The sequence below is a fragment of the Mycobacterium sp. NGS50 genome (assembly GCF_059812545.1).
Window position 1 is genome coordinate 36,378 of record NZ_JCALCW010000031.1, and the last position, 13,718, is coordinate 50,095.

A 13,718-nucleotide genomic window follows, 5' to 3' on the forward strand; every position below is an offset into this window, starting at 1 on the left:
GCGTGTGGGCGTACCGACTCGTCGCGCCGTACCAATTCGAACGCACCGAGGTGCCGGCGCCCTGCGGGGATGGGCTGCGTGACGGCCAGGTGCTGCTGCGCTTCCTGGCGGCCGGCGTGTGCGGCAGCGACCTGCCGCCGTTTCGGGGCGCCCAGGGCAGGCTGCCCGGCGACACCGGGGCCAGCGCCGCGGAAAAGCTCGGATTCCCCATCCACGAGATCGTCGGAGAGGTGCTCGCCAGCAGGCATCCACAGCACCGCATCGGTGACCGTGTCGTCGGCTGGGCGTCCGGGTTCGACGGCCTGATGGCGCAGGTCATCAGCGACGGTGACGGGCTGGCGCCGTTCGCGCCGGCGCTGCCGCCGCAGCACGCGGTGGCGCTGCAGCCGCTGGCCTGCGTGCTGTATGCGCTCGAACAGCTGCCCGACCTGGCCGGGCGCCGGGTGGCGATCATCGGACAAGGGTCCATCGGCCTGCTGTTCGGCTATGCGGCCAAGGCGGCCGGCGCAGCCCACGTCATCGGTGTCGACCCGGTGGGCCGCGGCGGCATCGGGCCGCTGTTCGGCGTCGATGACAGTGTGCACGCGACCAGCGACCGGTGGCTGCAGCACCTGGATCCGTCGCGGCGCCCCGACATCGTCATCGAAGCGGTGGGGCACCAGGTCGCGACACTGGCGCATGCGATCGAGGCGGTGGCACCTTGCGGCACCGTCTTCTACTTCGGTGTCGCCGATGACGACAGCTATCCGATTAGCATGCGAACCATGCTGCGCAACAATCTCACCCTGAAATCAGGTGTGACGCTGGATCGCCGGCGCGTGCTCGAGCGGGCGAACGCCTTCGTCGCGGACCATCCGCAGCTACTGGGCAACTACGTCACCCACGTGTTCGGTGTCGACGACGCCCAGGACGCCTTCGAGCTCGCCAGCCGCCCGGACCCCCGGCGCGTCAAGATCGCGATCCTGGCATGACGTCGGCGTTGACGTCGGCGCTGGGTCGTGGCGCCCCGGTGTGGGGCGGCTGGATCACCGGGCCCACCCTGCTGGGGCCCGATGAGTTCGCCCGCGCCGGCTACGACTACCTCGGATTCGACACCCAGCACGGCTATTTGGACGACGCCGACGTTGCGAGCCTGCTGCGTCGGATCGAGTCGCTGCCGATCGCGACGGCGGTGCGGCTACCGTCGGCCGATCCCGCCGCGATCGGCCGGGTGCTCGACGCCGGAGCCGACGCGGTGATCATCGCGATGGTGGACTCGGCCGACCAGGCCGCGGCTGCCGTCGCCGCCAGCCGCTACCCGCCGAACGGCATCCGCAGCTTCGGTCCGCTGCGCGCCGGCATGGGCCGCGACCTCGCCGGCCTGGAATCCCGGGCCGACGTGTTCGCGATGATCGAAACCGCTGCCGCGCTGGCCGACGTCGAGCGGATCTGCGCGGTGCCCGGGCTGGCGGGTGTCTACGTCGGCCCCGTCGATCTGGCCATCTCGCTCGGCATCGACATTGCCCAGTGCACCCGCCACCCGGCGATGCGTGACGCGATGACCACGATTCACCGCGCCGCCGCCGCGGCCGGCCTGATCACCGGCATTCACGCCGGCGACGGCGAGGTCGGCCGCGCGCTGGCCGGGCTCGGCTACCAGATGATCACGCTGGCCGCCGAATCCCTGGCCCTGCGCACCGGCGCCGCCGCGCACCTGAACGCGGCGAGGGGCCCCAACTGAACGCGCCGCGCCGCGTCGCCCTGGTCACCGGAGCGGCCGGCGGCCAGGGCCGGGCCATCGTGCAACGGCTGCGTGCCGACGGGTTCGCGGTAGCGGCCTGCGACGTCGACGCCGCCGTCGGTGAACTCGACGACGACGCGGTGATCGGCATCGGGCTGGACGTGACGTCGGAGCCGGGCTGGGACCAGGCGGTCAACCAGGTGGTCGCCCGGTTCGGCGGGTTGACCACGCTGGTCAACAACGCCGGCGTCCTGCACCGGGCGTCGGTTGCCGAGGAGAGCGCCGCCGGATTCGAAACAGCATGGCGGGTCAACTGTTTCGGTGCATTCCTGGGAATCCGCGCGTGTCTGCCGCGGCTGCGGTCCGCCGACGGCGCCGCGATCGTGAACACCTGCAGCACCGGCGCGATCCGGCCCTTCCCGCAACACAGCGCCTACGGATCATCCAAGTGGGCGCTGCGCGGCCTGACCCAGACCGTCGCCGCCGAACTCGCCGGCTCCGGCATTCGGGTCAACGCCGTGTTCCCGGGACCGATCGCCACCCCGATGCTCGACACCCCCACCCAGCAACGGCTGGCGGCGACCCTGGTTTCGGGCCGGCTGGGTGAACCCTCCGAAGTCGCCGACGCCGTCGCGTTCCTGGTCTCCGATCAGGCGTCGTTCATCACCGGATCAGAACTGGTCGTCGACGGCGGGCAATGTCTGCAGATCCGATGAACGCACTGCACCCGGCATTGTCGGAAGCGGTGCGGACCGACCTGGCCGCCGAACTGATCGGCCCGACGCGTGAGTCGCTGAACCAGCGGCGACGCATCGCGGCCGAGCACACCGATACCAGCGGGGTGGCCATCACCCCGGCCGACGCGGCCGGGGTGCCGGTGCGCATCTATCGCGGCGGCGGATCCGCGGCACCGGCGGTGATCTACTGCCACGCCGGGGCGTTCGTGCTGGGCAACCTCGACACCGACCATCGGCAGTGTGTCGAGCTGGCCCGCCGCGGCCGATGCACGGTGGTGTCCGTCGACTACCGGCTGGCCCCCGAGCACCCGTACCCGGCCGCCTTCGACGACGCCTCGACCGCGCTGAGATGGGTGGCGGACAACGCCGCCGGCCTCGATATCGACGCAACCCGGCTGGCGGTCGCCGGCAGCAGCGCGGGCGGCGCGCTGGCCGCCGGTCTGGCGCACCGGGCTGGCGAGGGGGAGGCGCCGCCGGTCGTGCTGCAGCTGCTGCACCAGCCGGTCCTCGATGACCGCGGCTCCGAATCGAAAGAACACTTTTCCGACAGCGTCGGATTCGACGGTGTGGCAGCGGAATTGATGTGGGGCTATTACCTCGGGGCGACCGCGCCGTGCGCGCAGGCCGTCCCCGGACGGCGGGAGACGTTGGCCGGTGCGCCCGCCGCATTCATCAGCTGCGCGCAGATCGACCCGCTGCGGGATGAGGCGCTGGCCTATGCCCGCCGACTGCTGGATGCGGGTGTTCCCACCGAGTTGCACCTGTTCGCCGGCACCTGCCACGGATTCGATCTGCTGCTGCCCGATTGGGAGGTGTCCCAGCAGTTGTTCGCGCTGCAGGGCGAGGCGGTGCTCCGCGCGTTCAGTGCCCCTCGCCGAGCCGGAACCTGACGACGTTGAGCCGGCATGTCGCGTCGGGAAATTCCGTCTCGGCGACCGCTATGGGATGAGCCGCTACGGGATGATCAGCTGGCGCACCACGGCGCCGTCGGCCAGCCGGTCCATCGCCACATTGATGTCGTCCAAACCGATCGTCGACGACACCAGCGATTCCACCGGAAGCCGGCCCGAACGCCACAGCGCGACGAACCGCGGAATATCGCGGGCGGGCACCGCCGATCCGAGATAGCTGCCGATCAACGACCGCCCTTCGGCGACAAAACCCAACGGCGACACACTGATCCGTGCGTCCGGCGGCGGTAGACCGACCGTGACGGTGCGTCCTCCCGGAGCGGTCAACTCGATGGCGGCCTGCAACGCGGCCGGATGCCCGGCCGCCTCGATGACCACCGGTGCCTTGATCCCGCCCTCGATCGCCTGCTCTGGCGTGTAGGCCTCATGCACACCGAGACCGGTTGCGGCCGCGAGCTTCTCGGGAATCCGGTCGATCGCGATCACTCGCACGTCGTCGTGGGCAAGTGCGGTCAGCGCCGCCGCCATCCCGACTCCACCCAGGCCCACCACCACAACCGTCTGCCCCGGCTGCGGCCGGCCGACGTTGAGCACCGCCCCGCCGCCGGTCAGCACCGCGCAGCCCAGCAGCGCCGCGACCGCGGGCGGGACATCGTCAGCAACCGGCACCGCGCTGGCCGCATTGACCACGGTGTGGGTGGCGAAGCCGGATACGCCGAGATGGTGATAGACCGGCTCGCCGGCCCGCGACAGCCGGATGCCGCCGCCCAGCAGGGTCCCGGCGCCGTTGGCGAGGCTGCCCGGTTCACACGGCGTCAAACCCTCGGTGGCGCATCCGGCGCACTGACCGCACCGCGGCAGGAACGCCATCACCACCCGCTGGCCGGGCGCCAACCCGGCCCCGTCGCCGACCTGCTCGATGATCCCGGCGGCCTCATGACCCAGCAGCATCGGCACCGGCCGCACCCGGTTGCCGTCGACCACCGACAGATCCGAATGGCACACGCCGGCGGCCTCGATACCGACCAGCACCTCGCCGGGTCCGGGGGGCGCCAACTCCAGGTCGGTCACCTGCAGCGGTCGGGAATCGGCGTAGGGCCGGGGTGATCCGATCCGCTCCAGCACGGCTCCGCGTATGCGCATGCTGGAATACAACCATGACCGACACGCCGGAGAAGCTGACCAGCCGCGACTTTCCGGTGCACTGGCCGGTCGGGACCCGCTGGGCCGACAATGACATGTTCGGCCATCTCAACAACGCCGTGTACTACCAGCTTTTCGACACCGCGATCAACGGCTGGATCAACACCCGCACCGGCGTCGACCCGTTGGCCATCCCCGAGTTGGGTGTCGTCGCCGAATCGGGCTGCCGCTACTTCGCCGAACTGGCGTTCCCCGATCCGCTGGCGGTCGGGCTGGCCGTTACCCGGTTGGGGCGCAGCAGCGTGACCTACCGGCTCGCGGTGTTCCGGGTCGGCGACGGCGACCAACCGGTCGCGGCGGTCGGGCACTGGGTGCACGTCTACGTCGACCGGGAAAGCCGGCGGCCGGTCCCGATTCCCGACGCCATCCGGGAGCTGCTTGCTGGCGCGTGCGTCTGAACCAGTGTCGATATGCTTCGCCCATGCCGATCGTGAGCAAGACCGTCGAGGTCGCTGCCGACGCGGCCTCGATCATGGCCATCGTCGCCGACTTCGAGGCGTACCCGCAGTGGAACGAGGAGATCAAAGGCCTGTGGGTGCTGGCCCGCTACGACGACGGCCGGCCCAGCCAGCTGCGGCTGGACGCGTCGGTGTCCGGCTTCGACGGCAGCTACATCCAGGCGGTCTACTACCCGTCGCCCACCCAGATCCAGACCGTCATGCAGCAGGGTGACCTGTTCAGCAAGCAGGAGCAGTTGTTCTCGGTCGTGGAGATGGGGCCCACCTCGCTGCTGACCGTCGACATGGACGTCGACACCCACATGCCGGTCCCCAAGCCGATGGTCAAGAAGATGGTCAACGACGCGCTGGACCATCTGGCGGGCAAGCTCAAGGAGCGCGCCGAGGAGCTGGCCCGGTAACCCCGCGCGAGCAGACACAAATGTGCCCTATTTCCCCAGGAAATGGGCACATTTGTGTCTGCTCGGCGGGAAGGTGGGCTAACGCCAGATGCCGCTGCGCTCCAACTTCGCGGTCAGCCGACGGGCACCGTCGCTGAACTGCCAGCAGGTGTGTTCGACCACCGCGGCGGTGTCGCGGCGGCGCAGCGCCGCGATCAACTCGCGGTGATTGTGCACCGCGGCCGCACCCCAGTCCGGGTCGCCGGCATAGACCAGGGCCGGCATGTAGCGGGCGGCGTGCAACAGGAACCACGCCAACTTGATCCGGCCGCTGGCCAGGTTGAACACCCGGTGGAAGGCGAACTCGATCCGCGCGATCGCCTCGGTGTCGGTGGAGCCGACGGCGGCCGCCAGCGCGTCGGTGATGCCCTCGAGTTCCTCGATCTGGGTGTCGGCGATGCGCTCGGCGGCATCGGTCGCCAACTCTCGGGCGATGGTGCACTGCAGCCAGAAAATGTCGTCGATGTCTTGGCGGGTGAGCGGCAGCACCACGTGGCCGCGGTTCGGCTCCAGCCGCACCATGCCCTCGCCGCGAAGCTTCAGCAGCGCTTCGCGCACCGGGGTAGCGCTGACGGACAGTTGCGCGGCGGTTTCATCGAGCCGGATGAACGTCCCCGGGCGCAGCGTGCCCGACATGATCGCGGCGCGCAGATGACCGGCGACCTCGTCGGACAGCTGGGCGCGGCGCACGCCGGCCGGCTGGGCTTGTATTCGGGCTGCCAGCACCATAACGTGACCCAGGCAACACCAAATTTGATCAAATATCAACTTCTGCTGTAACGGCTTCAGCTAGTTAGGAAAGGGCGCACGTTGACCGCAGACGCCATTGCCCCGCACACCGCCACCGAGCAGCCCTACCGGGCGCGACGACAGAACTGGGTCAACCAACTCGAGCGGCACGCCCTGATGCAGCCGGACCTGCCGGCCCTGAGGTTCATGGGCAACACCGTGACCTGGGCGGAGCTGCACCGCCGGGTGGAGGCGCTGGCCGGTGCGCTCGGTCGCCGCGGGGTGGGCTTCGGCGACCGGGTGATGATCCTGATGCTCAACCGCACCGAGTTCGTCGAATCGGTGCTGGCCGCCAACATGATCGGAGCCATCGCGGTACCGGTGAACTTCCGGCTGACCCCGCCGGAGATCGGCTTCCTGGTCGACGATTGTGAGGCGCGGTTGCTGATCACCGAGCCGGTGCTGGCGCCGGTGGCCGCCGCCGTGCGCGAGATCGCCCCGCCGCTGAGCCAGATCGTCGTGGCCGGCGGGGCCACCGAAGACGGTGTGCTGGGCTATGAGGACCTGCTCGCCGAACCCGGCGACCCGGTCGAACCGGTCGACGTCCCCAATGATTCGCCGGCGCTGATCATGTACACCTCGGGTACCACCGGACGCCCCAAGGGTGCGGTGCTCACCCACACCAACCTGACCGGACAGACGATGACGGCGATCTACACCGCCGGAACGGGCAGCGGAGACGTCGCGTTCATCGGGGTGCCGTTTTTCCACATCGCCGGGGTCGGCAACCTGTTCCCGGGGCTGTTGCTGGGTATTCCGACCGTCATCCATCCGCTGGGCGCCTTCGACCCCGGCCAGTTACTCGACGTGCTGGCCGCCGAAAAGGTCACCGGCATCTTCCTGGTGCCCGCCCAGTGGCAGGCGGTGTGCGCCGCCCAGCAGGCCAACCCGCGCGACATCCGGCTGCGGACCATGTCGTGGGGTGCCGCCCCGGCATCGGACACCCTGCTGCGGCAGATGTCGGAGACGTTCCCCGGCACCCAGATCCTGGCGGCGTTCGGTCAGACCGAGATGTCCCCGGTGACCTGCATGCTGCTCGGCGAGGACGCGATCAGGAAGCGCGGTTCGGTCGGCAAGGTGATCCCGACGGTGGCCGCCCGCGTTGTCGATGAGGACATGAACGACGTGCCGGTCGGTGAGGTGGGGGAGATCGTCTACCGCGCACCGACGTTGATGAGCGGCTACTGGAACAACCCGCAGGCCACCGCGGAAGCGTTCGCCGGGGGCTGGTTTCACTCCGGGGACCTGGTCCGGGTGGATGAGGACGGCTACATCTGGGTGGTCGACCGCAAGAAGGACATGATCATCTCCGGCGGGGAGAACATCTACTGCGCCGAAGTGGAGAACGTGCTCGCCAGCCATCCCGGAATCGTGGAAGTAGCGGTGATCGGCAGAGCGCACCAGAAATGGGGTGAGGTGCCGATCGCGGTCGCCGCGGTCACCGATCAGGGGCTGACCCTGGACGGACTCGACGAGTTCCTCACCGAACGCCTCGCCCGCTACAAGCACCCCAAGGGGCTGGAAATCGTCGACGCGCTCCCTCGTAACCCGGCGGGCAAGGTGCTCAAGACCGAACTGCGCGTTCGTTATGGGGCTGCCGGGTCGTCGACGGCTCCGGAAATCGGTTGAGTGTCAAATAGATTTACAAGTTGACATAACAGTTGACCTGGAGTGATTGGAAAAAAGACAGATAAGTTGGGGCTGACCTGGATAAAGGTTGCAATCTTGTGGATGCTCCCCGCACGCGCTAAACCATCGGGTACAGTCCTGTGGTCTCACTTACGAACTCGCGAGTAACGAGACGGCGGTCACACACCTGGGGATGGGCAAGGAGGAGGCGTGCGACACCACCGAACGATCTCCGGCGTCACCGCGGGGGTTGTCCTTGGGGGACAGCGGTGACGGCGCCGGCGGGAACGAGCCTGGCTGACGCCGTCCGCGACAAGCTGGGGCCGCCGCTGACCATGGTCGGCGGTTTTTTCCGGATGTGCGTGCTGATCGGCAAGGCACTGTTCCGTCCGCCATTCCAGTGGCGCGAGTTCATCTTGATGTGCTGGTTCGTGATGCGGGTGGCGATCATGCCGACCATCGCGGTGTCGATCCCGCTGACGGTGCTGCTGATCTTCACGCTCAACATCCTGTTGGGGCAGATCGGCGCCTCCGACATCTCCGGGGCCGGTGCGGCCATCGGCGCGGTCACCCAGCTGGGCCCGCTGACCACCGTGCTGGTGGTCGCCGGCGCCGGCTCGACCGCCATCTGCGCAGACCTGGGTGCGCGCACCATCCGCGAAGAGATCGACGCGATGGAAGTGCTCGGCATCGACCCGATCCACCGCCTGGTGGTGCCGCGGGTGCTGGCCGCAACCCTGGTTGCCACCCTGCTCAACGCGCTGGTGATCATCGTGGGGCTGGTCGGCGGATTCATCTTCGGTGTCTACCTGCAGAACGTGTCCGGTGGCGCCTACCTCAGCTCGCTGACCCTGATCACCGGGCTCCCCGAGGTCATCATCGCGACCGTCAAGGCCGCGGCCTTCGGCCTGATCGCCGGACTGGTGGGCTGCTACCGCGGACTGACGGTGCGCGGCGGATCCAAAGGCCTGGGCACCGCCGTCAACGAGACCGTGGTGCTGTGCGTCGTCGCGCTGTACGCGGTCAACGTGGTGCTGACCACCATCGGTGTGCGGTTCGGGACGGGACGCTGATATGTCGACGAGTGCCGTTGTCCGCGCCCGCTTCCCGCGGGCGGTCGCCTTCGTCGAGGCCTACCCCGGAATGGTGGGCCGGGCGCTCGAGCGGATCGGGAAGCTGGCCTGGTTCGCGGTCGTCAGCATCGGCCAGACCGGGTGGGCGCTGCGCCGCTACCGCAAGGAAACGTTGCGGCTGGTCGCCGAGATCGGGATGGGCGCCGGCGCGATGGCCGTCGTCGGCGGCACCGTCGCGATCGTCGCGTTCGTCACCCTGTCCGGCGCGTCGCTGGTCGCCATTCAGGGCTTCGCGTCACTGGGCTACATCGGGGTCGACGTCTTCACCGGATTCTTCGCCGCGCTGATCAACGTGCGCCTGGCCGCCCCGGTCGTGACCGGCATCGCGCTGGCCGCGACCGTCGGTGCCGGCGCCACCGCGGAGCTGGGCGCCATGCGCATCTCCGAGGAGATCGACGCGCTGGAAGTGATGGGCATCAAGTCGATCGCGTACCTGACCTCGACGCGGGTGATCGCCGGGCTGGTGGTGATCGTCCCGCTGTATGCGACCGCGATGCTGATGTCGTTCATGTCCCCGCAGCTGGTCACCACGCTGCTGTACGGGCAGGCGTCGGGCACCTACGACCACTACTTCCGGACCTTCCTGCGGCCCGACGACGTGTTCTGGTCGTTCGCCGAGATCATCGTCATCGCGGTGGTGGTGATGGTGACGCACTGCTACTACGGCTTCAACGCCAGCGGCGGGCCGGTCGGCGTCGGTGAGGCGGTCGGCCGATCCATGCGGTTCTCCCTGGTCTCGGTGCAGGTCGTGGTTCTGCTCGCCGAGTTGGCGCTGTACGGCACCAACCCCAACTTCAACCTGACGATGTGACGCCATGACAGCGAAGATGAACAAGATCTCAGCGCCGCCGTACAAGACCGCGGCGGTGGTGTCGATGGTGCTGCTGGTGGTCCTGGTCGGCGTGGTCTACGTGCAGTTCCGCGGCGGCTTCACCTCGGAGAAGCAGTTGACGATGCGGTCCGGCCGGGCCGGCCTGGTGATGGACCCGGGAGCGCCGGTCACCTACAACGGGGTCGAGATCGGCCGGGTCGCCAGCATCGAAGAGGTGCGGCGCGACGGCCAGCCGGAGGCTGAGTTCAAGCTCAATGTGCAGCCCAAGTACATCAAACTGATTCCGGCGAATGTGGTGGCCAACATCGAGGCCACCACCGTGTTCGGCAACAAGTACGTCGCTCTGACGGCGCCGACCGACACCGCGCCCAGCGCCAAGCGAATCGCGTCTACGGACGTGATCGACGCCAGGTCGGTCACCACCGAGTTCAACACGCTGTTCCAGACCATCACCCAGATCTCCGAGAAGGTCGATCCGGTCAAGCTGAACCTGACGCTGAGTGCGGCGGCAGAGGCACTCACCGGGCTGGGCGACAAGTTCGGCGCGTCGCTGGTCAACGCCAACAACATCCTGGACAACGTCAACCCCCGGATGGGGCAGTTCCGCCACGACGTCCAGCAGCTGTCGGCGCTGGGCGACGTGTACTCCGAGGCCTCCCCGGATCTGTGGGACGCGTTGAAGAATGCCGTCACCACGGCCCGGACCCTGCACCAGCACGAAAACGACCTAGACGCGGCGCTGCTGTCGGCGGTCGGATTCGGCAACACCGGCGCCGACATCTTCAACCGCGGCGGGCCGTACCTGGTGCGCGGCGCGTCGGACCTGGTGACCACCACCAAACTGCTCGACGAGTACAGCCCGGAGTTCTTCTGCACGCTGCGCAACTTCCACGACGTGGCGCCCAAGGTCTTCGCCGCGTTCGGTGGCGCCGACCACTACTCGCTGCGGACCCAGACGTCCTTGCTGTCGGGGGCGGGCCTGCTGCTGAACCCGATGGTGATCCCGCTGATCGCCTCCCAGGTCGGTGCGCTGTTCGGTCTGGTCGGCGGGGCGCAGAACCCCTACGTCTACCCCGACAACCTGGGCCGGGTGAACGCGCACGGCGGACCGGGCGGCGCACCCGGCTGCTGGCAGCCGATCACCCGGGATCTGTGGCCCGCGCCCACCCTGGTCGTCGATGACGGCGCCAGCATCGCGCCCTACAACCACCTCGAGGTCGGTTCGCCCTGGGCAATCGAGTACGTCTGGGGCCGTCAGGTCGGGGAGAACACGATCAACCCATGAAAATCACCGGTACCGCCGTTCGACTCGGCATCCTCACGTTGGTGCTGCTGCTGTTCACCGCGCTCATCGTGGTGGTCTTCGGTCAGATGCGTTTCGACCGGACCAACAGCTACTCCGCGGAGTTCACCAGCGTCAGCGGATTACGGCAGGGACAGTTCGTTCGGGCCTCCGGGGTGGAGGTCGGCAAGGTCAAGAAGCTGTCGCTGGTCGACGGCGGGAACCGGGTGCGGGTCGAATTCGACGTCGACCGCACGTTGCCGCTCTACCAGTCCACCACCGCGCAGATCCGCTACACCGACCTGATCGGCAACCGCTACGTCGAACTCAAGCGCGGCGAGGGCGAGGGTGCCGACAAGGTGCTGCCGCCCGGGGGCGCCATCCCGGCCTCGCACACCCAGCCCGCGCTGGACCTCGACGCGCTGATCGGCGGGTTCAAGCCGGTGCTCAAGGCACTGGACCCGGACAAGGTCAACGTCATCGCCTCGTCGATCATCACCGTCTTCCAGGGGCAGGGCGGCACCATCAACGACATCCTCGACCAGACCGCGCAGCTCACCGCCCACCTCGCCGAACGCGACCAGGCGATCGGTGAGGTGGTCCGCAACCTCAACACGGTTCTGGACACCACCGTGCGGCATCGCGCGGAGTTCGACCAGACCGTGCACAACTTCGAGGTGCTGATCACCGGGCTGAAGAACAAGGCCGACCCGCTGGCCGCCGGCACCGCGCACATCAGCGACGCGGCCGGGACGTTGGCGACGCTGCTGTCGGAAAACCGGCAGTTGCTGCACGACACCATCGACCGCACGGAAATCTTCAACCAGCCGCTGGTCGAGCAACGCGACGACCTGGACCGCAAGATCCACAAGTTCCCGGAGGACATGCGCGCGATCGGGCGTTCCGGCGGACTCTACGGCGACTTCTTCAACTTCTACCTGTGCGACATCTCGCTGAAGCTGAACGGTCTGCAGCCCGGTGGTCCGGTGCGCACCGTCCTGCTCACCCAGCAGCCGACCGGTAGGTGCACGCCGAAATGAGAACACTGGAACCGCCCAACCGGCGCCGAATCGGGTTGATGGGCATCATCGTCGTCCTGCTGGCCGTCGGCGTCGGCCAAAGCCTCACCACCGTGCCGATGCTGTTCGCGCGGCCGAGCTACTACGGGGAGTTCGCCAACACCGGCGGGCTGCACGAGGGCGACAAGGTGCGGATCGCGGGCATGGACGTCGGCAAGGTGGAGGGCTTCACCATCGACGGCGACCACGTGCTGGCGAAGTTCTCGGTCGGCAACACCACGATCGGCACCGAGAGCCGGCTGAAGATCCGCACGGACACCATTCTGGGCCGCAAGGTACTGGAGATCGAGCCGCGCGGCGCCCAGCGACTGCGCGCGGGCGCAACCATTCCGCGCGGCCAGAGCACCACCCCGTACCAGATCTACGACCAGTTCGCCGATCTCGCCAAAGACGCCGGTGGATGGGATGTCAACACCGTCAAGCAATCGCTGAATGTGTTGTCCGAGACCGTCAACCAGACCTACCCGCACCTGAGCGCGGCGTTGGACGGGGTCGCCAAGTTCTCCGACACCATCGGCAAACGCGACGATCAGATCAAGCACCTGCTCGCCCAGGCCAACCAGGTGGCCAGCGTGCTCGGGGACCGCAGCGGACAGATCAACGCCCTGCTGGTCAACGCGCAGACACTGTTGGCCGCGTTCAATGAGCGCGGACGGGCGATCGACAACCTGCTGTCCAACGTGTCGGCGGTGGCCGCGCAGGTCGAGAACGTCATCAACGACAATCCCAACCTCAACCACGTGCTCGAACAGTTGCGCACATTGAGCGACATGCTGGCCGAGCGCAAGGGCGACATCGCCGAATCGTTCATCCGCGGAGCGAAATTCGTCGGTGCGCTCAACGAAGCCGTCGCCTCGGGTCCGTACTTCAAGGTGATGATCGTCAACCTGCTGCCGTACCAGATTCTGCAGCCCTGGGTGGATGCGGCGTTCAAGAAGCGCGGCATCGACCCGGAGGAATTCTGGCGCAGCGCCGGGCTGCCCGAGTTCCGGTTCCCGGACCCCAACGGCACCCGACACGCCAACGGTGGGCCGCCGGCGGCCCCGCCGATACTGGAAGGCACCCCGGATCATCCGGGACCGGCCGTGGCACCGGGATCGCCGTGCTCCTACACGCCCGCGGCGGGTGCCCTACCGACACCGGGTATTCCGCTGCCCTGCGCGCTGACCGAGCAGCTTCCGTTCGGTGCGCCGCCGTCGGGCGGATACGGGCTGCCCGACGTGCTGTCGCTGCCGCCCAACCCGGACGCGACACCGGGGCCGGGTGTCGACAGCTCCGCCCTGCCCGGTGAGCTGCCGCCCACCGTTCCGGGCGTCGCGGTGCCCATCCCCGCGGATGCTCCGCCGGGGGCCCGCACCGGCCCCGGTCCGGGTAACCCGGCTGCCGCACCACCGCCTCCGCCGCTGCCGCCGGGGCCGCCCGCACCGGCGGGGCCGGGACCACACGTCTCCGGTGGCGATTTGTGTCTGAATGTCCTGTTCTGCCAGGGACAGGGAGGCTAGGCC

General features: G+C 68.4%; 14 protein-coding genes. 12 read left to right on the forward strand and 2 right to left on the reverse strand.

Going from position 1 to position 13,718, the window contains the following annotated elements; genetic code table 11:
* Positions 1 to 2: 2 nt before the first annotated feature.
* Genes AC5Y36_RS19835 through AC5Y36_RS19850 form a run of 4 tightly spaced genes read left to right on the forward strand, consistent with a single transcriptional unit; the run spans position 3 to position 3,347 of the window.
* Positions 3 to 971 carry a zinc-binding dehydrogenase gene (locus AC5Y36_RS19835; protein ID WP_500042661.1) on the forward strand — a complete coding sequence of 323 codons (969 nt, stop codon included), beginning with the start codon at positions 3 to 5 and terminating at the stop codon, positions 969 to 971.
* Positions 968 to 1,720, forward strand: coding sequence for an HpcH/HpaI aldolase family protein (locus AC5Y36_RS19840; protein ID WP_500042662.1), 753 nt, complete (start codon positions 968 to 970; stop codon positions 1,718 to 1,720). The genes AC5Y36_RS19835 and AC5Y36_RS19840 overlap by 4 nt, the downstream gene beginning before the upstream one ends.
* Entirely contained in the window at positions 1,717 to 2,436 is a 720-nt protein-coding gene (locus AC5Y36_RS19845; RefSeq protein ID WP_500042694.1) for an SDR family NAD(P)-dependent oxidoreductase, read from the forward strand. The genes AC5Y36_RS19840 and AC5Y36_RS19845 overlap by 4 nt, the downstream gene beginning before the upstream one ends.
* On the forward strand, positions 2,433 to 3,347 hold the full coding sequence (locus AC5Y36_RS19850; protein WP_500042663.1) for an alpha/beta hydrolase: 915 nt from the start codon (positions 2,433 to 2,435) through the stop codon (positions 3,345 to 3,347). Before AC5Y36_RS19845 ends, AC5Y36_RS19850 begins: the two co-directional genes overlap by 4 nt.
* Positions 3,348 to 3,410: 63 nt before the next feature.
* On the opposite strand, the gene AC5Y36_RS19855 is transcribed toward AC5Y36_RS19850, so the two are convergent.
* Positions 3,411 to 4,511, reverse strand: a complete 1,101-nt coding sequence (locus AC5Y36_RS19855) for an alcohol dehydrogenase catalytic domain-containing protein (protein ID WP_500042664.1) — start codon at positions 4,509 to 4,511, stop codon at positions 3,411 to 3,413.
* A gap of 14 nt (positions 4,512 to 4,525) precedes the next feature.
* Between AC5Y36_RS19855 and AC5Y36_RS19860 the strand changes: the two genes are divergently transcribed.
* Together AC5Y36_RS19860 and AC5Y36_RS19865 are read left to right on the forward strand one after the other, a co-directional pair.
* Positions 4,526 to 4,969 carry an acyl-CoA thioesterase gene (locus tag AC5Y36_RS19860; protein ID WP_500042665.1) on the forward strand — a complete coding sequence of 148 codons (444 nt, stop codon included), beginning with the start codon at positions 4,526 to 4,528 and terminating at the stop codon, positions 4,967 to 4,969.
* A gap of 23 nt (positions 4,970 to 4,992) precedes the next feature.
* Positions 4,993 to 5,430: an SRPBCC family protein gene (locus AC5Y36_RS19865; protein WP_500042666.1), complete on the forward strand. Its 438-nt coding sequence runs from the start codon at positions 4,993 to 4,995 to the stop codon at positions 5,428 to 5,430.
* 78 nt (positions 5,431 to 5,508) lie between these two features.
* Here AC5Y36_RS19865 and AC5Y36_RS19870 read toward each other — a convergent pair whose 3' ends face one another.
* Positions 5,509 to 6,198, reverse strand: coding sequence for a GntR family transcriptional regulator (locus AC5Y36_RS19870; RefSeq protein ID WP_500042667.1), 690 nt, complete (start codon positions 6,196 to 6,198; stop codon positions 5,509 to 5,511).
* Between the two features lie 81 nt (positions 6,199 to 6,279).
* Here AC5Y36_RS19870 and fadD5 point away from each other — a divergent pair, with 81 nt between their 5' ends.
* The 6 genes from fadD5 (at position 6,280) to AC5Y36_RS19900 (ending at position 13,715) form a co-directional block, all read left to right on the forward strand.
* On the forward strand, positions 6,280 to 7,887 hold the full coding sequence (fadD5, locus tag AC5Y36_RS19875; RefSeq protein WP_500042668.1) for a fatty-acid--CoA ligase FadD5: 1,608 nt from the start codon (positions 6,280 to 6,282) through the stop codon (positions 7,885 to 7,887).
* Between the two features lie 335 nt (positions 7,888 to 8,222).
* On the forward strand, positions 8,223 to 8,960 hold the full coding sequence (locus AC5Y36_RS19880) for an MlaE family ABC transporter permease (RefSeq protein WP_500042695.1): 738 nt from the start codon (positions 8,223 to 8,225) through the stop codon (positions 8,958 to 8,960).
* A gap of 1 nt (position 8,961) precedes the next feature.
* Entirely contained in the window at positions 8,962 to 9,831 is an 870-nt protein-coding gene (locus AC5Y36_RS19885) for an ABC transporter permease (protein ID WP_500042669.1), read from the forward strand.
* Positions 9,832 to 9,835: 4 nt separating this feature from the next.
* Positions 9,836 to 11,137: an MCE family protein gene (locus AC5Y36_RS19890; RefSeq protein WP_500042670.1), complete on the forward strand. Its 1,302-nt coding sequence runs from the start codon at positions 9,836 to 9,838 to the stop codon at positions 11,135 to 11,137.
* The gene (locus tag AC5Y36_RS19895; RefSeq protein ID WP_500042671.1) at positions 11,134 to 12,174 is read left to right on the forward strand and encodes a virulence factor Mce family protein; all 1,041 of its coding nucleotides are present in this window, start codon (positions 11,134 to 11,136) and stop codon (positions 12,172 to 12,174) included. Before AC5Y36_RS19890 ends, AC5Y36_RS19895 begins: the two co-directional genes overlap by 4 nt.
* On the forward strand, positions 12,171 to 13,715 hold the full coding sequence (locus tag AC5Y36_RS19900; protein ID WP_500042672.1) for a virulence factor Mce family protein: 1,545 nt from the start codon (positions 12,171 to 12,173) through the stop codon (positions 13,713 to 13,715). The genes AC5Y36_RS19895 and AC5Y36_RS19900 overlap by 4 nt, the downstream gene beginning before the upstream one ends.
* Positions 13,716 to 13,718 lie beyond the last annotated feature (3 nt).